This window comes from Ruegeria sp. HKCCA6837 (assembly GCF_013034475.1).
Taxonomy (GTDB): domain Bacteria; phylum Pseudomonadota; class Alphaproteobacteria; order Rhodobacterales; family Rhodobacteraceae; genus Ruegeria.
The window spans coordinates 76,884-94,276 of record NZ_WQGD01000018.1; the positions used below are offsets into that span (position 1 = coordinate 76,884).

Sequence of the window (17,393 nt, forward strand, 5' to 3'; positions counted from 1 at the left end):
TTGGGCCCAGAGCAAATGCTCTGAGGCCCTTAGAAAAGTTTAAACGGCTCGACATAGTACGGCAGGTTCGTCCGCTGAGCTGCTCGTCCCTGAACTGTACATTGAAGCCGTCGTGTCATCCATTCTCATACGGGTTACCAGTTTCGACGTAAGTCGTCTTGGCGCTGACGGCGGCAATCCAGTCGCGGACAGCCTGGATAACAAATTCCGACCTGTGACACTTTGGGAATGAAGTTGTGTCAGAGACCATGGCTGCCTGCGAATGCATTTGAACCTTACGGGGCGGGGAACTGTTCTGAGAAAATATTCAGTTCCTTTATTTACCTGCTTGTTGCGTCGCAATCTGGGCAAGCGCACTGATAATGTCTTCGGCGTGGCGCTGATCTGCAAACAGCGCACGAAGCAAAGACGGCAAAGGGTAGTCAGGCCAAGCCTCCTCCAACAGAAGGACTGTTGCCCTTGCGCGGTCGTGTTCTCCCATCTTTTGATAGGCGGCGGCGAGGTACCCGATTGATATGGCGCTGACAGGATCACCCAGCCTGATTGACGTGTTGAACTGGTCAACGCAGCCCTGATAGTCCCCTAGATGAAAACTCGCTGACGCCAAAACGCTTCGGTAAGGGAACCTCCGATTGGTCGTATCGTCGTTTTGCGCGCGTCTGGCTGACGCGATGGCGCGTTCGAAGTCGCCGCCAAACAAGGCAAACAACGCGTCAAAATTTGTGACATGGATGTCTTCAGGTGCAAGGCTGACCGCGCGGTTTGATTGGGCGAGGGTCGTGTCGAAATCCCGCTGGGCAAAGGAGACAAGTGCAAGGGCAGAGTGGCTCCACCCTTCATCCGGTGCCAGTTCGACGGCTTTGTCGGCATGCGTTTTGGCCAGATCCAGAAAAGTGCGCCTTTCTTCGCTGGGCGGAGTGGTAATCGCAAGAATACCCAATGCTTGTGCTGACCCCGCGTAGCCACCAAAATACGACCCGTCCAGCGCAATGGCGCGCTTGAACATACCGCTGACGGCCTGCAACCGTGCGCGATCCAGAACCGGAAACATTAAGGGGCGCGCTTCTTCAGCAAGGTTAACCGCCTGTAGTTTGATGGGATTGGTGGAAAACAGCGCTTCTCGGACTGCTTGCTGTTTCCTTTCGGTTTCAGATTGGGAAGTGGTCACCGTTGATGCCTGAGGTTTGAGCTGAAGGTAAAGGCCGGTTGCGCACAAAGCGAGTACGGTTGCTACAGCGGCGCCGTGCCACCAATAGCGTCGTAAAGGACGTGGCGATCCGTTTTCCTGATCAGGTGAAAGTACCTCAAATCGGGGTACATACCCTCCGGGATCAACATGAATGCGCAAACACTCATCCTTGCCGGAGTTCGAATAATAGTTGGCTAATCGTCTGCGCATACGACCGGCATCGACACGTACAACGGCCATTGGATCGCCGCGCCCACCCAATGTTCTGCCGTATACGTCCTCGGCCACAGACTTGGCCCGGATGTCGTCGGCGTGGCCAGCTAACATAGTTTCAACAACATAGCGCAGAAAGGACTGAAGACGTTCAGCGCCGTCAAACTCCGGGCTGTTCAAAATCGAATCCAACGCCTGTTGGATCTGGATTTCAGTCAGGTTTTTCGGGATGGGATTGGGCCCCGATTCTGAACGCAAGCCTCTTGAAGTCATCGCATCTGTCGCTGTTGATTGTTTCGTAAGCACCTGAAAATAAACATGTTACGTCGTAACATACGTTAAGATACCTGAATATGTAAATGAATTTTGTGTATACTCGTTTTTAAAGGAGGGGGATTTGCCTTTTCGCTGAGGCCTGACCGAGATCAGACAGCTTGGGGATGGATATGAACTCATTAACATTAGTATTTCCAAACAAAGCGAATGAAATCGGTCGATTACGCAGTTCGGACACGGTGTTTGCTCAAATCTGTGCAGATTATGAGAGTTTGATAGCACTGCTGCCCTGTGATGCTAGCGATCCAACTTATGCAGACTTAACCGATAGCCTTCGGGGGCTTGAGGATGAAATTCGGCTTTACCTCGCGTCCAAGTCCAAATCTCCCGAGGGCTAACCACACGTAAGAAAGGCGATCTGAATGCTGGCCAACGTTTTGTTTTATTTGGGTCTTGTCGTTTCGCTGACCATTGGGTTCATGTATTTTCGCGACCTTGGAGACATCAGCCAGATGGTTTTGAAGGTAAAGCGGAACAACATGATCCGTTTCATTCGAAACGAAAACGCCTATATCGCTGCGGGCGTAAGTGGGTTGGCTTTGATGCTGGTTGGCCATTTTATGGGCGGCGGACCAGGCTGGTTGTTCTTTCTGGGTGTGCCTGCAGTAACTTTATTGATTATTTTCCTGTTCGTCTTCCCATGGGTGTGGGTTCACGTCGGTTTGCGTAACCAGCAAGACAGTGCCCGGTATTATCCGATCTCGGAAGCTAAGGACTTCATTAACCCGTCGGCCAGCGTTTTGGTGATCGAAAACAACGGCCATGCCCGCGCGCATTCCGACGGGCAGTTGATGCGCCCCCACCTGGCTGGCAATGCCGATGGGCTTGGAGGCGATGACATCGTCATGACGTATTGCGCCATGGCGAACCTGGGTCTGGCTTACAAACCGCAGATCAATGGTAAGCGGCTTGATCTGGAAGTCATGGCCCAGCACGGCAACAACCTGATCCTGCGCGACAACCTCACTGGCGAACCCATTCAGCAGATCTATGGTCACTTTGATAACGATACGTCCAAACAATCCGCCATGCAGCCCTGGCCCACTTTCCGGATGAGTTTTCGGGGATTTCAAAAGGCTTATCCAGACGGCGAGGTGTTTTTGAACAAGCCTTCTTCGAACCCTTTTCTAAAACTCTTCGATCTATTCACAGAAACTGTGTTCGCTTCGGGCATTGCGAAACAGCATCAAGAGGCAGCGCCGGTCATGGATAACATGAGCCACAGCGACGACCGGTTGCCCAACAAGACCTATGTCTGGGGCGTAACAGTGGGTGACGATGCTGTGTGCTGGACCGATGAGTTCATTGCCGAGCATAAGGGGTTGATCAACGCTACCGTGGGCGGTCGTGATCTCGTCGTTGCCTATGATCCAGGCTATGAAAGCGTAGGGGTCTGGTACAATGACAGCGGAGAACCGGTAACCGAAATCGACTTCTTCGGAAATTCGGACCAAGGAAATCTCAGTCGTGTCGAGACTCTAAGATCCGGAATGTTCTGGCATGTCTGGGTCGAGTTCTTCCCGGATACTGACATCAATCGCATCGGACCTCAGACCTTGGATGCAGAGGAGATGCAGAAACCCCCAAAACTCGAAACGCACACAGAACCGGAATAGAGCCAATGAGCAGGAGCGACATGAGACAAGTTGTTTACCTTTCGGCAAGCCTTTGTATTGCAGCCCAAATGGTGACGGCGCAAGATGCGCCCATCGTTCACGATGCCGAGTTTTACATACTGCAAGCCCAGCACGCCGAAAAATGGGCCGAGGATGATGCTGCGGTTGACGCGCTACTTTCCGAGTTTCGGGAGCGCAATAATGGCAATCCGCCAAATATCGTTTCCATCCTGATTGATGATCTCGGTTTCGGAGATATGGGCATACCGGAACTCAACGCAGTACGCGGCATCGAAACTCCGAACATCAACCAATTCTCGGACGAAGGTATGCGGATGGTGCGAATGTACACCGAACCATCCTGTACTCCGACACGGGTTGCTCAAATGACTGGGCGTCTTCCAGTACGCATGGGAATGGGGAACACGACTGTGGATATAGCTGGCTTCGGTCTTCCAGGAAAGGAAGTCACTCTTGCTGAGGTTCTTAAAGAAGCTGGCTATGCTACCAGCCATGTAGGTAAATGGCACATGGGTGACATCGCTGAGAGCTGGGCGATGAACCAGGGTTTCGATTACGCACAACATGCGATCCACCAACAAGGTCAGCTTACGATTTTTAACGACGATGCCATTCGCGAGCAAGTCTCAGTTGGTATCGGAGATTTTGTCCCTGAGTACGTGCTCGACGAATGGTTCCGCCCAGACGCTTCAGCAATGATGACCGTCATCGAAGGCGAGGCAGGTGGACCAATCCGGGAGATTAGAATGCAACCTGGTGAACGTTGGGGCGCATTGAAATACGATGAGATGAACCAAGCGTATCAAGACAAGACGATAGAAGAGCTAAGACGTCTTGCAACCGGTGAGCAACCGTTCTTCCTTCAATACTGGCCGATGATCCCACTACATAACACGCGCACCGGAAGAACTGGGCCAGAGTCACCCAATGGTGGCCTCTACGCCGATAAGCTCCAGTTGCTAGATGAATACCTCGGGGAAATCTTCGCCGAAATGGAAAATCTGGACGTCGCGAATAACACTGTCGTTGTTGTCATGGGTGATAACGGACATTTCACCAAATACTCACCTCAATCCGGCTTCACGCCTATGATCTACAAAGGTGGCAAAGGCGACACCACCGAAGGCGGGGTTCGAGTTGACGCCTTTATTCGCTGGCCTGGTGTTATCGGCCCAGATTCAATGGTTAATAACATCTTACACGTCTCCGATCTCTATACGACACTGTCACGTATCGCTGGCGCAGATGGGTTCATCCCGCGCGATCGGCTGGTAGATGGCGTCGATCAGTCAGCTTCGATTTTGTTCGCTGATGAATCCAAAGGTCGCCGAGACTCGTTGATTGTGTATAACATTGATAAACCCGGAGCCATCATTAAGGATAAATTCCGAATGAACCTGCCGAAGGACCTCACAAACGGTATTTTGGCAGACTTCATAGACATTTATCGCGACACTCATGAAAAGTACCCTGTCTCGACTGAAGTCGGTGCTTGGGGAGGTCAGGAATTCGTTCGAATTCTCGCTCGTCACCAAGCCCGGAAGGAAAAATTCCCTGACGAGAAACCCGCATTCGGCATCCCTTACGAGGGGATTGAAAACATTCGCCCTGAAACCGCCGCGGCAGTTGAGGCATTCAAAATCAAGCAATCCTCGGTCAGCAAATGAGGTGCGATTTGTCGAAGCATCACCAGCGTGGCCTGTTCCTGTGGAAGTGAAAAGCTAGGAGATTGGCACATGAACTTCAAAAAATCTGCTTGCGCCGCAAGCACAATTACTCTGACCTGTCTGCTGGCTTCTGCAGCGTCCGCTCAATCCTTGCCCCCGCCAGGGCAGGATGACGAGGGTTGGCGGCACACGCTTGGCTTTTACCTATTCACACCACTCAGGACCACCGGAACGTCCACCGTTGCGGGTGTCTCGGCTGATCTTGATCTTGATCTGGGTGATGTTTTGGAGGTTCTCGATTTCGCCGCCGCCGGGCGTTACGAGTCATGGAATGGCGATTTTGGTATCATTGTTGACGCCAATTATGTGGGCATAGAAGAAGACGCGACACTGCCCGGACCGATTGGGGCCTCGGTGAACGTAGATGTACGTCAAAAATGGTTCGGAATCTTGGGGGCTTATCGTATTGCGGATGGCACCTATGGCGCGGCCAATCAACGCTATACCATCGATCTTCAGGGGGGCATTCGGTACAACTCGATCCGGCAGGAGATTGACATCACAACACCGGGCCCAACAACACCACCGGTATTGGGCGGTGATCCGGGATGGGTCGAGCCCGTTATCGGTGCCCGCGGCATGTGGAGACTGAACGACCGTTGGACGGCTATCACGTCCCTTGATCTTGGTGGCTTCGGTGCGGGCGGTAACGATCTGCAGATCGGGGCAAATATCGGGTTTGACTACCAGCCATGGGACAGAACAGCGATCACATTTGGCTATCGGTACTTCAGTGTTGACTTCAGCGACACGCTGAGCACCGGTGCTTTCGCCTATGATGTTACCCAACATGGACCGTATTTTGGATTGAAAGTCTTCTTCAATTAAACACCAAATGGCGAGGCCGACACGGCATCTTGCCTATTCATTTCACAAACCGCGCGGGGCAGGTGTATGGACTGTCGCCGCGTGCAGTCACGTTTTGCTCTCTTGAAGCAAAAATTGCGAACGATCCAAGCTCTGGCCAAGCTGAGCCGGGCTGGGTGTTGTTGCGCCAATCTGGGCAAGGGTCAGGCTCGTCTCCTGCGAAAGCACATCCCAAAGGGTTCGCAACCCAGTCTCTCCTCCAGCAGCGATTGCATATAACAGAATGCGCCCCAGAAAGGCAAAATCAGCACCTGACGCCAGCACCTTCACAACGTCTTCACCGCTGCGCAGCCCACTGTCGTAGAACAAGGGAAAATCCGAGCCAACCGCCTGACGAATGGCGGGCAGCGCGAGAGCGGGAGGGATTGCAGCATCTAGCTGCCGACCACCGTGGCTGGACACTTGTATGGCATCCACTCCCGCTTGTTTGAGGCGCTGTGCATCTTCGGCATCCAGAACGCCTTTGACGACCAGCTTGCCTGGCCATCGGTCACGCAACCGACTGAGATAGTTCCAATCGGCACGCGCGCGGGATTCGGTGCGATCAAAGGTGCCGTCTGGAAAATTTGCCATCTGTGGCTTGCCGCGGAACAAAGTGTTCAGCGACCAGCGTGGATGCAGCGCGAAATCGAAAAACTGCCTGGGCCCAATCCGAAACGGCATCTTGAAACCGTGGCGCAGTTCGCGCGGACGTCTGCCAACTTCTGGTACATCCAGTGTCAGAACTAGTGTGCGATAGCCTGCCGCTTCGGCCCGGTCCACAAGACCCATAGCGCTGCTGCCGTCGCCGCTGAAGTACAGTTGGAACCAGGCGTGCCCTTCAGCCACTTCGATGATCTTTTCCAACGGCGTCGAGGCTACGGTCGAAACCCCGTGCGGGATTTCGTAGTCAGCTGCCAGACGCGCCAGCATAAGGTCCGCGCCGGGCGCAGCCAGATTGCACATCCCCATTGGAGAGATACCAAAAGGCCGTTTAGCAGCATGGTCAAAGACAGCCAAATCCAGGCTGCGCTGGCTGACATCCACCAGAACCCGCGTGCGCAGGCGAATGTCCTGCAAGGCGCGCAGGTTTAACTCCGCGCCGTGTTCTTCACCCGCGTTGCCATCCATGTAGTCAAACACCATCCAAGGCAGACGCCTGCGGGCTATCCGCCGGGCATCTGCGCTAGAATGGATCTGGCCGGACGGCAACATGTTCGGGGCCTCAGGCCTGAACAGCTTTCATGAACCGATCACGGATTACCACCGGGTCCATGGTGATGACGGGCATCTTGGCATTGCCGCTTTCGCATTTGGCCACGATGATGGTCATCTTGTTCCCGGCCAGAGCGTCTTCGATCGCCTGTTTTGTATCCTCGGCCCGGCATTCGACAACGTTTTCGCAGCCGCAGGCCGAAGCGACTGCCGCTAATGAGGTTTTCTGCCCCGCATAGGTCGGCTGATCACCGGTCGAACCATATGATCCGTTATCAACGATCAGCAGGATGAAATTGTCGGCCACGTTGTTCGCGATCGTGGGTAGAGTGCCGAAATTAGTCAGAACCGAGCCGTCACCGTCGATGGCAATCACCTTTTTGTCCTGAGCCAGCGCCAAACCCAACCCGATGCTTGAGGCTAGCCCCATTGTGCCCAGCATGTAGAAATTGGTGGGCTGGTCGTCGATGGCGTGCAGTTCCTGACTGGGGATGCCGATATTGCAGACCACCAACTGGTCGCGGATAACAGGGGCGATTTCTTTCAGAATCTCAGAGCGGATCATTGGTCTCCGTAGCCTCCCCAGAAGGACGCGTCGGTCAGGATGGCGACCGGCTTGTTGCACATGAAGGTGTATTTCAGGATTGTATCCAGCTCATCCGCGTCACTTTCCTTGTGGAAGTGATAGGTCGGGATGTTGAGTTGGGCCAGCAGAGCCTTGGTGTGCACTGCCATTTCAACCTGGCAGGCCACTGGCTCGCGCAGTTCACCCCGGTATGAGATCAGCATTGGCAGCGGCATCCGGTAGTACTGGATCAACGTGGCCAGCGTATTGATTGTTACGCCGATCGCGGTGTTCTGCATGATGATGGCGGGTCGCTTGCCCCCCATCCAGGCCCCGGCGCACAGGCCCATGCCTTCGTCTTCTTTGTTTGAGGGGATGTGAAAGATCTCGGGGCGCGCTTCGACCTCGTCGATGACACCGGCCAACTGCTTGCAGGGCACGGTCGTCACGAAACTGATGTCATTGGCCACCAGATCATCAACGATTTTGCTGTGGATGGACATTCTCGATTCCTCTGTTCACTGACACTCATATCGCCCAAAACCTATGCTTTACTCAAATCAAATATACTTTATTATGAATAAAATTTTGGTTTATTCAGGTCACAAGCCGCGAAGAAATGGTTTCATGAGCATCACGCTGTACAAAACCCTTATTGCAATTGCTGACACAGGCAGTTTTGCTGCCGCCGCCGACAAGGTCTATGTCTCTCAGGCGGCGGTTGGGCAGCAGATGAAGCGGCTTGAAGATCATTTGCAAATTACTTTGTTCGACCGAAGCGAGCGCACTCCCAAGCTCAATCAAACCGGCTGGGCGCTGGTACCCAAGGCCAGAGATCTGGTGCGCGCCTATGACACAATCCTGGACGGTGTGGTTGGTGACACGGCTTTCGGCGGTGAGTTTAATCTGGGCGCTGTGTCATCGACCATTCGCAACTTAATCCCGGTCACCGTCCGGCGATTGCTGGAGGCCTATCCAGAGCTACGAGTCCATGTGACGTCGGCTCTGTCCGGAGATCTTCAGACGCAGGTAGAGCGTGGCGTGATCGATGCGGCGGTGCTGAGCGCGCCAGAAACTCTGACGCCGGATCTGGAATGGCATCTTTTTGCGACCGAAGAACTGGTTCTGGTGACATCGCCCGAGGTGACCGAAACTGATCCGATCCAAATCCTTGCAACACAACCTTTCGTCCGACACGCCCGGGATGGGATGGTCGGTGTTCTGGCCGACACGTGGCTTGCCCAGAGCGGAATCCGGGTGAGCTATGCCATGGAAATGAAATCGCTCGAAGACCTCACAAGTATGGTGGCCCATAACTTGGGTGTCTCAATCGTGCCCAACCTGTGTATGCCCGATCCGGAATTCGGCCGATTGCGAAAAATCCCGCTAGGTGGCAAACCCGTTTCCCGCGCGCTGGGCGTTTTGCTGCGCGCCGACAGTCCCAGAAAGCGGTTGATTGATCTGTTCGTTGACGAAATCCGGACCTCTGTCGCGTACCATCCGGCTGTGTCCAAGGATTAGCCAAACTGTCTAATTGTATTAAGCACGGCCCTCTGTGCCAGCTTCCTCATTAAAACTTGCTTCCTCTTCCTGTACCAAGGTTTCCGCTTGCAAGACGCCCGGTTGTGTCGCGCCGATGATGCCCACAACCTGCACTTCTCCGGTCTCGGCAGGCGCGGCAACCTTGACGCGCCGGATCAATGCGATCACGGCAACAGAAAGCCCGATGCTGGCTAAAAGAAACTGCAATCCCCTGCCTCCGAACAGGGAAATGGCGTTTGGACCCAATATGGTTCCGATGAGAAGTCCGATGTTCAGCAGCAAAACCATGGTGCCGCTGGCGGGTACGATCTGAGACAGGCGGAGCTGATCATTCGCATGAGCGGTCAGGATTGAGTAGGTCGGGTACAAACCGATTGCAATCACTACAAAGCCGAAGACAATGTATTCGGGCGACGTGTTGGCTGCCATCCAAAGACCCGACACCAAGACGATAACGCCCAGACCAATAACAACATAGCGCCTGTCGGTGTGGTCTGAAATCCAACCCACCGGGTATTGCACGACGGCACCAGCAATCAAGGCAGCCACCAAAGCGCCCGATGCCTGCGCAGCCGAGAACCCCTGTTGCAGGGCATACAAGGGCAGGGTGATATAGTGTGCGGAAACACCGATACTGACCAACACAATTCCAATAACCGCGATGGGAGAGACCTTGTACAACCGTGTGACTGGCATGCGCTCTGGGACGGTATAGTCCGGTGCTTTGTTGCCTGACAAAAGCAATGGCACGATCGACAGCGAAATCAGGATCGAGACGGTTCCGAACAAGAGATTGCCAGTAGGATCAGGAAAGCCAACAAGAGCCGTACCCAACGCTGGTCCCGCAAGTTGGATGATGAAATAGAGCGACAGCACTTGCGCCCGCGTATTGTTTTCGGATTTGGCGTTCAGCCAGCTTTCGGTGATGACGTAAAGACCCGGGTAACAAAACCCTCCCAAAAAGCGCATCACGCTCCAACTGATGGCATCGCTGGTCAGCAGGTGTACGATCGCCGCGATAGAAACCAGTGACGCAAGTGCGGAAAATGCCCGGATGTGCCCGACGTTTTCCACCAGACGCGGCGCCATGGCCGTTCCGGCCAGCGCGCCCAGCGGATAGCTTGCTTGCATGACCGAGATGGTAAAATCACTGAACCCAAGACTTGCGCCGCGAATTGTAAGCAAGGTCGCCAACAGGCCATTGGCAACCATCAGCATGAGCATCCCCAAAAACAGGGCCCAGCTTTCATTTAATGCGCGTATCATGCCCCATGCCTATTGCGGGCCGGATCAGCAGTATATCAATCCCGCGACAAGCTGATGTCGCGACAAGCCACAGCAAGGCACCTGAAACGGGCCTTGCGAGATTGCCGATACTTTCAAAGAAAGTTCAGGCTGTCAGACAGCAGAGATCTAGGTGTCTCTTGAAACCAGCACTGCCCAAACCGTTGAATCGAGGCGGGGACCTCGCGCGCTGGCGAGAAATTCGGTGTCTCACATTGTGTCGGGAAAGGATTGGCGCGACGCCCAAAGCGCCACAACGGGCAGATTTTCACATCGCAATTCCATGGCGAACGCGCCAAAGCGCTGGCGCAAGGGTTGGTGCCCTCGAACATACAAGCCATGGCAGAGCGACCGTTACTGCGCGCAGACCGGTAGACAAGATGTCTTTTGCCAAAAAGAGGGGCAACCGGCACTGATCTGAATTGCGCGTCCTGCACCTTGGCGGGCCAAGGTGGGTTCACTCCAGCGAGACCCAAAGCACCTTTGCGTCTTCTTTGCTGGTCGAAATACAACCATGCCCCATTCCGCTGTCATAATAGAGCGAATCCCCGGCTTTCATTGGAAGTGGTCGGTAATGCTCGGACAGGAAAATCAGCTCACCGCTGAGGACATACATGAATTCTTCGCCCGAATGGTGAACCAGCGGATCGAATTCTGATATGTCTCGCGCCCGGATTGTTGCGATATAGGGCAACATGCGTTTGCTGGTCAGATCCGAGCACAAAAGTTCGTGCAGGTAAGTGGCGGTTTCTCGCGTGTCGCCCTGACCTTTGGCGGTGAAATCGCGCCGCCCTGCTATGCCTGACTGACCCGACTCCAAAAACAATTGTGGGGGGTTCATGTCCAGCGCCTGGGTCAGACGGCGCACGATCTCGAAACTTGGTTTGGTCTGGTTGTTTTCAATCTTCGACAGAGTCGAGCGACCGATTCCCGCAGCGCGCCCGGCCTCTTCCAAAGTCCAGCCTTTTTCCCGCCGTGCATCGCGAATGGACCGGCCCAACGCCGCGCCTTCGTCCTCTTCGTCTTGGACTGAACCTTCATTCCAATGGTCGTCGCCCATCATTTTCCTCCCAATTTATCGTAGGGTACAGATTCCCCTATACGCACGCAATATCACGAATATGAGAATTGTGTTGCCTAGTTGAGCGAAATTCCACTATAGGAAACAAAGTTTCGAATTCAGGATTCGAAAGCGGAGGAAGAAACCATGTTCAAAACGTCGCTGAAAGAGGCTGATCCTGTCATCGCTGCGTCGATTGACCGCGAGGGCGCGCGCCAGGCCGAGCAGATTGAGCTTATCGCATCCGAGAACATCGTCTCTCAGGCCGTGATCGAGGCGCAGGGCTCGGTCCTGACCAACAAATACGCCGAAGGATATTCGGGCCGCCGGTATTATGGCGGGTGTGAATATGTAGACGAGGTCGAATCCGAGGCCATCGACCGTTTGAAGAAACTGTTCGGGTGCGAATACGCCAACGTGCAACCGCATTCCGGTGCGCAGGCAAATGGCGCAGTCAAACTGGCACTGTTAAGCCCGGGCGATACAATTCTGGGCATGTCTCTGGATGCTGGCGGTCATTTGACCCACGGGGCGAAGCCGGCGCAATCAGGCAAATGGTTCCGGCCGATCCAATATGGCCTGACCGAGGCCGGCCTGATCGACTATGACCAAGTCGAAGCCTTGGCCAAGGCTGAAAAACCGCAGTTGATCATCGCAGGTGCGTCGGCTTATTCGCAAAAGATCGACTTTGCCCGTTTCCGTTCCATCGCGGACGAGGTCGGCGCATGGCTACTGGCCGACATGGCCCATATCGCGGGTCTGGTTGCAACCGGTTTGCACCCTTCACCCATTGGGCATGCGCATGTTGTCACGTCGACCACGCATAAAACCCTGCGCGGCCCGCGCGGAGGCATCATCCTGACCAATGACGAAGCGCTGGCGAAAAAGATCAATTCGGCCGTGTTCCCCGGTCTTCAGGGCGGCCCGTTGATGCATGTGATCGCGGGTAAGGCGGTTGCGTTTGGCGAGGCGCTGAAGCCTGAATTCAAAGAATACATGCAGCGCGTGGTCGATAGTGCTTCGACGCTGGCCAATGTGATGATCGCACGGGGATGTGACATCGTTTCTGGTGGTACCGAGAACCACCTGATGCTGGTCGATCTGCGCCCAATCGGCGTAATCGGCAAAGATGCCGAAGCCGCGTTGGAGCGTGCCGGGTTTACCTGCAACAAAAACAGCGTTCCGGGTGATCCTCAGAAGCCAACCGTTACCAGCGGTATTCGACTGGGTACCGCTGCCGGATGCAGCCGTGGCTTTGGGGCGGAAGAATTCAAACAGATTGGCAACCTGATTGGCGATGTTCTGGACGCATTGGCTAAGTCGCCCGAAGGTGATGCCGCTGTCGAACAGGCGACCCGCGAAAAAGTCCGCGCGCTCTGCGCCAGCTATCCGATTTACTGAAAGACGACGAAATGACTTACGACCTGATTGTCATCGGCGGAGGGCCAGGCGGCTATGTCGCCGCGATCCGTGCGGCCCAGCTGGGTATGAAAGTGGCTTGCGTCGAGGGTCGCGGGGCTCTGGGTGGCACTTGTCTGAACGTCGGGTGCATACCCTCCAAAGCGTTGCTGAACTCCTCGGCGAAATTTGCCGAACTCTCCCATTTCTCCTCCCATGGCATTGCGGTCGGGGAGGCCAGCATTGATGTACCCGCGATGATGGGGCGCAAGGACAAGATCGTTGGCGATCTGACCAAGGGCATTGCGTTCTTGTTTCAGAAAAACGGAGTTGATCTGATCGAAGGCTGGGCCACCATTCCCGCAGCCGGTCAAGTCAAGGCGGGCGACGAGGTTCATGAGACCAAGAACATCCTGATTGCTACGGGGTCCGAGCCTACCCCATTGCCCGGCATCGAGATTGACGAGCAGAACGTCCTGAGTTCGACCGGCGCGATTGCGTTGGACAGCGTGCCGGATCATCTGGTGGTGATCGGAGCTGGCGTTATTGGTCTGGAACTGGGTCAGGTCTGGGCACGTCTGGGAGCCAAGGTCACAGTTATTGAGTATCTGGACCGCATCCTGCCCGGCATTGACGGTGAAATAGCCAAATTGGCGCAGCGCGCGCTCAGCAAGCGCGGTTTGAAGTTTCAGTTGGGGCGTGCGCTGAAATCCGTTGAAGAAACCACGACTGGTCTGACATTGACCGTGGATCGTGTGGGCAAAGACAAAGAAGAGGTGATTGAGGCCGACAAGGTTCTGATCGCCGTCGGTCGCCGCCCCGTTACACGCGGGCTGGGTCTTGAAGACCTTGGCATCGCTGTGAGCCCGCGCGGCTTTATTGAAGTTGACGGCACGTTCCAGACCTCGGTTCCTGGCGTCTATGCGATCGGTGACTGTGTTCCCGGCCCGATGCTGGCGCACAAAGCCGAAGAGGACGGCGTTGCCTGTGTCGAAATGCTGGCCGGTGAAACGGCTCACGTCGATTACAACACTGTTCCGGGTGTGGTTTATACCGACCCCGAGGTCGCCTCGGTGGGCTTGACCGAAGAAGCGCTGAAAGACGCGGGTACCGAATACGCAGTCGGCAAGTTCGCGTTCATGGCGAATTCGCGCGCACGCTCTACCGGGGAAACCGACGGCGCAGTCAAGGTGATAGCCGATCTGAATGGCAAAATTCTGGGTGCACATATCTGCGGTGCTCATGGTGGTGATCTGATCGCCGAACTGGTTCTTGCGATGACCAAAGGCGCCACCGTGTCCGAGGTCGCCTCAACCTGTCATGCACACCCGGCTATGGGGGAGGCGGTCAAAGAAGCCTGCCTGGACGCCCTGGGCCGCGCAATCCACGCGTAAGAAAGAGCAGCCAGATGACTATCCAGCTTCGCCCTCGCCACCCTGAAAAGGCCAAAAAGGCTGACAGTGTCATCCCGCGCAAACCCAAGTGGATTCGCAAGAAAAAGGGCGATAGCGCCGAGTATTACGAAACCCGCCGCCTGATGCGCGAACATAACCTGGCGACCGTTTGCGAAGAGGCTGCGTGCCCCAACATCGGCGAGTGCTGGTCCAAGCGTCACGCCACCATGATGATCATGGGAGAGGTCTGCACACGCGGTTGTTCCTTCTGCAACGTGTCCACTGGCCGTCCCGATGCGCTGGATGCGTTTGAACCGGGTAGGGTTGCCGCGGCGGTGAAGAAACTGGGCCTGCGTCATGTGGTCATCACCTCGGTCGACCGCGATGATCTGGACGATGGCGGGGCTGAACATATCGCGCAGACCATTCGCGCCGTGCGTCATCAGAACCCGGGCACCACGGTCGAGGTTTTGACCCCTGATTTTCTTGGAAAAGGCACTGCTTCAGATATCGTATTTGACGCGGCACCGGATGTTTTCAACCACAATCTGGAAACTGTGCCGCATCTTTATCCGACAGTGCGTCCCGGTGCGCGGTATTATACTTCGCTGCGTCTTCTGGATGATGCGAAACGCGCCAATCCCGAGATTTTCACAAAATCCGGCCTGATGGTGGGCTTGGGTGAAAGCCTGAATGACGTGCGGCAGGTCATGGATGACCTGCGCGCCGCTCAAGTCGATTTTCTGACGGTTGGCCAATACCTGCAACCGACCCCGAAACATCATCCAATTGACCGGTTCTGGTCACCGGAGGAGTTCGCCCAACTGGAACAGATCGCACGTTCCAAGGGCTTCCTACACGTGTCGGCAACCCCGCTGACCCGTTCATCGTTCCACGCGGACGAAGACTTCGCTGCTCTTAAGCAAGCCCGCCAGCGGGCCATCGCAAACAGGGCGTAACCAAACGCAAATGGGAGGGAAACCATGGAAGCGTTAACTTCAATCACAGGGGCCATTAATGGCGTCGTATGGGGGCCGTGGATGCTGGCGCTCATCCTTGGCGTCGGCTTCTTCCTACAGGTTGGTCTGAAATTCATGCCGATCCTGCGCATCGGCACGGGCTTCAGCCTGCTGTTCAAAGGCCGTGAAGGTCAGGGCGAAGGGCAGATTAGCCCGTTCAACGCGCTGATGACCTCGCTGTCGGCGACCATCGGTACAGGTAACATTGCCGGTGTGGCCACTGCTGTCTTCCTGGGCGGTCCGGGCGCCTTGTTCTGGATGTGGATGACCGCCCTGGTGGGCATGGCCACCAAATATGCCGAGGCTGTCTGCGCGGTGAAATACCGTGAAAAAGACGAGCTGGGCAACTATGTCGGCGGCCCGATGTACTACATCAAAAACGGTCTGGGCGCGAAATGGGCCTGGCTGGGTGTTGCCTTCGCTTTGTTCGGCGGTATCGCGGCCTTCGGCATCGGCAATGGCGTTCAAGCCAACGGTGTAGCACAGGTTCTGGAAACAAACTTCGGCATCAATGAATCGATTACTGGTATTGTGCTGATGATCCTGACCGCCGCCGTTATTCTGGGTGGTATCACTCGCATCGGTGCGGTTGCAGGTAAACTGGTTCCGTTTATGGCCATCGCCTACATCGTTGCGGGCCTGCTGGTTCTGCTGATCAACATCGGTTCAATCGGCGCCGCGCTGAGCGATGTGTTCACTTATGCGTTCACGCCTTGGGCTGCCAAGGGCGGCGCAGCTGGTGCAGCAGTGTGGCTTGCCATCCGCTTTGGTGTGGCGCGCGGTGTCTTCTCAAACGAAGCCGGTCTGGGTTCTGCCCCGATCGCCCATGCCGCAGCCGAGACCAAGGGACCTGTAAATCAGGGCCTGATCGCGATGCTGGGGACATTTATCGACACGATCATCGTGTGCTCGATCACAGGTCTGGCGATCATCGCTTCGGGCGCATTGGATGCGTCGGTCGCGGATTTCGTCGCGAATGGTGAAACCGAAGGATACAAGGCGATTTCCGGCGCAGCTCTGACGTCGCTGGCCTTTGAAACCACTCTGCCGGGAATCGGTGGGTACCTGATTGCCATCGCTCTGTCGATCTTTGCGTTCACCACTATCCTGGGTTGGTCCTTCTATGGCGAGAAATGCGTTGAGTTTCTGCTGGGTGTTAAATCCCTGCTGCCTTACCGCATCCTGTGGATCGTCGCGATTTACTTCGGCGCAACAGCAGATCTGGGTTTTGTCTGGCTACTGGCGGATACACTTAACGCCATGATGGCTATCCCAAACCTTATTGCACTGGCCTTGCTGAGCCCGATCGTCTTCAAGCTGACGAAAGAGTTCTTCGCATCGAACGGTCAATCGGAAGAGCCCGGCGGTCAAGCTGCCGAATAAGCTCGGCCATGACGAATGCGGGGGGCCAAACTGGCCCCCCGGTTTTAAAACATAAATCCATATCTCGAGGAGAGACGTGATGGCCACGAAAATCCTGCTGCCAATTGATCACACCGACGACCGCTCGTGGAAGAATGCCCTGCCGCTCGCACTGGAACAGGCCAAGTTCTATGGTGCCGAGCTGCACGCAGTTGCCGTCATCCCCGAGATCATCCAGCTGCCGAACCTGCCCGCCAACTATGGCGCGGGTGCTCGGGATCATGTGCGCAATGAAGTTCAGGCTATCCTAGATCATGGCAATGCCTCGGACGTGAACGTTCACATCGAAGAAGGCAGCGTATACCGCGAAATCCTGAAACTCGCTTACAAGGATGGCTTTGACCTGATCATCATGGCCTCGACCAAAGGCGATTTCCCGAATTACGAGATCGGCCCGAACCTGGCCCGTGTGGTGCGCAATGCGCATTGCACAGTCACAGTCGTTCGCGACCAATCCCGCTGATCGAAAGGTGAGAACTATGTCCGACATTAAACGCACTCCCTTGTATTCGTTGCATGTTGAGTTGGGAGGTAAGTTGGTTGATT

At 55.2% G+C, this 17,393-nt stretch carries 15 protein-coding genes; 9 read left to right on the plus strand and 6 right to left on the minus strand.

Annotation, left to right across the window (positions count from 1 at the left end):
* Positions 1 to 316: 316 nt before the first annotated feature.
* A complete protein-coding gene (locus GOV91_RS19445; protein WP_171236647.1) occupies positions 317 to 1,660 on the minus strand; it encodes a lipopolysaccharide assembly protein LapB in 1,344 nt (447 codons plus the stop codon).
* A gap of 440 nt (positions 1,661 to 2,100) precedes the next feature.
* Here GOV91_RS19445 and GOV91_RS19450 point away from each other — a divergent pair, with 440 nt between their 5' ends.
* The 3 genes from GOV91_RS19450 (at position 2,101) to GOV91_RS19460 (ending at position 5,930) form a co-directional block, all read left to right on the plus strand.
* Positions 2,101 to 3,354, plus strand: a complete 1,254-nt coding sequence (locus GOV91_RS19450) for a DUF3179 domain-containing (seleno)protein (RefSeq protein WP_171236648.1) — start codon at positions 2,101 to 2,103, stop codon at positions 3,352 to 3,354.
* Positions 3,355 to 3,374: 20 nt separating this feature from the next.
* Positions 3,375 to 5,042, plus strand: a complete 1,668-nt coding sequence (locus GOV91_RS19455; protein WP_171236649.1) for a sulfatase-like hydrolase/transferase — start codon at positions 3,375 to 3,377, stop codon at positions 5,040 to 5,042.
* A 69-nt stretch (positions 5,043 to 5,111) separates the two neighbouring features.
* Positions 5,112 to 5,930: a hypothetical protein gene (locus GOV91_RS19460; RefSeq protein ID WP_171236650.1), complete on the plus strand. Its 819-nt coding sequence runs from the start codon at positions 5,112 to 5,114 to the stop codon at positions 5,928 to 5,930.
* Between the two features lie 87 nt (positions 5,931 to 6,017).
* Here the strand turns inward: GOV91_RS19460 and GOV91_RS19465 are convergent, their stop codons facing one another.
* Genes GOV91_RS19465 through comD form a run of 3 tightly spaced genes read right to left on the minus strand, consistent with a single transcriptional unit; the run spans position 6,018 to position 8,231 of the window.
* Positions 6,018 to 7,163, minus strand: coding sequence for an alpha-hydroxy acid oxidase (locus GOV91_RS19465; protein ID WP_371732345.1), 1,146 nt, complete (start codon positions 7,161 to 7,163; stop codon positions 6,018 to 6,020).
* Positions 7,164 to 7,173: 10 nt separating this feature from the next.
* Positions 7,174 to 7,728: a sulfopyruvate decarboxylase subunit beta gene (gene comE, locus GOV91_RS19470; protein WP_171180678.1), complete on the minus strand. Its 555-nt coding sequence runs from the start codon at positions 7,726 to 7,728 to the stop codon at positions 7,174 to 7,176.
* On the minus strand, positions 7,725 to 8,231 hold the full coding sequence (gene comD, locus GOV91_RS19475) for a sulfopyruvate decarboxylase subunit alpha (RefSeq protein ID WP_171095649.1): 507 nt from the start codon (positions 8,229 to 8,231) through the stop codon (positions 7,725 to 7,727). Before comD ends, comE begins: the two co-directional genes overlap by 4 nt.
* Before the next feature lie 124 nt (positions 8,232 to 8,355).
* Between comD and GOV91_RS19480 the strand changes: the two genes are divergently transcribed.
* The gene (locus tag GOV91_RS19480; RefSeq protein ID WP_171236651.1) at positions 8,356 to 9,249 is read left to right on the plus strand and encodes a LysR family transcriptional regulator; all 894 of its coding nucleotides are present in this window, start codon (positions 8,356 to 8,358) and stop codon (positions 9,247 to 9,249) included.
* Between the two features lie 18 nt (positions 9,250 to 9,267).
* Here the strand turns inward: GOV91_RS19480 and GOV91_RS19485 are convergent, their stop codons facing one another.
* A complete protein-coding gene (locus GOV91_RS19485) occupies positions 9,268 to 10,536 on the minus strand; it encodes an MFS transporter (RefSeq protein ID WP_171236652.1) in 1,269 nt (422 codons plus the stop codon).
* Between the two features lie 475 nt (positions 10,537 to 11,011).
* Positions 11,012 to 11,614, minus strand: a complete 603-nt coding sequence (locus GOV91_RS19490; protein WP_171180684.1) for a helix-turn-helix domain-containing protein — start codon at positions 11,612 to 11,614, stop codon at positions 11,012 to 11,014.
* A 147-nt stretch (positions 11,615 to 11,761) separates the two neighbouring features.
* Here GOV91_RS19490 and glyA point away from each other — a divergent pair, with 147 nt between their 5' ends.
* From glyA to GOV91_RS19515, 5 genes are all read left to right on the plus strand, one after another.
* Positions 11,762 to 13,015: a serine hydroxymethyltransferase gene (glyA, locus tag GOV91_RS19495; protein WP_171236653.1), complete on the plus strand. Its 1,254-nt coding sequence runs from the start codon at positions 11,762 to 11,764 to the stop codon at positions 13,013 to 13,015.
* A gap of 11 nt (positions 13,016 to 13,026) precedes the next feature.
* Positions 13,027 to 14,406 (plus strand): dihydrolipoyl dehydrogenase, encoded by a 1,380-nt coding sequence (gene lpdA, locus GOV91_RS19500; RefSeq protein WP_171236654.1) that lies wholly within the window; start codon positions 13,027 to 13,029, stop codon positions 14,404 to 14,406.
* A 14-nt stretch (positions 14,407 to 14,420) separates the two neighbouring features.
* The gene (gene lipA, locus GOV91_RS19505; protein WP_171236655.1) at positions 14,421 to 15,365 is read left to right on the plus strand and encodes a lipoyl synthase; all 945 of its coding nucleotides are present in this window, start codon (positions 14,421 to 14,423) and stop codon (positions 15,363 to 15,365) included.
* A 24-nt stretch (positions 15,366 to 15,389) separates the two neighbouring features.
* The gene (locus tag GOV91_RS19510; protein ID WP_171236656.1) at positions 15,390 to 16,808 is read left to right on the plus strand and encodes a sodium:alanine symporter family protein; all 1,419 of its coding nucleotides are present in this window, start codon (positions 15,390 to 15,392) and stop codon (positions 16,806 to 16,808) included.
* Positions 16,809 to 16,887: 79 nt separating this feature from the next.
* The gene (locus GOV91_RS19515; protein ID WP_171236657.1) at positions 16,888 to 17,310 is read left to right on the plus strand and encodes a universal stress protein; all 423 of its coding nucleotides are present in this window, start codon (positions 16,888 to 16,890) and stop codon (positions 17,308 to 17,310) included.
* The last annotated feature ends 83 nt before the right edge of the window (positions 17,311 to 17,393 follow it).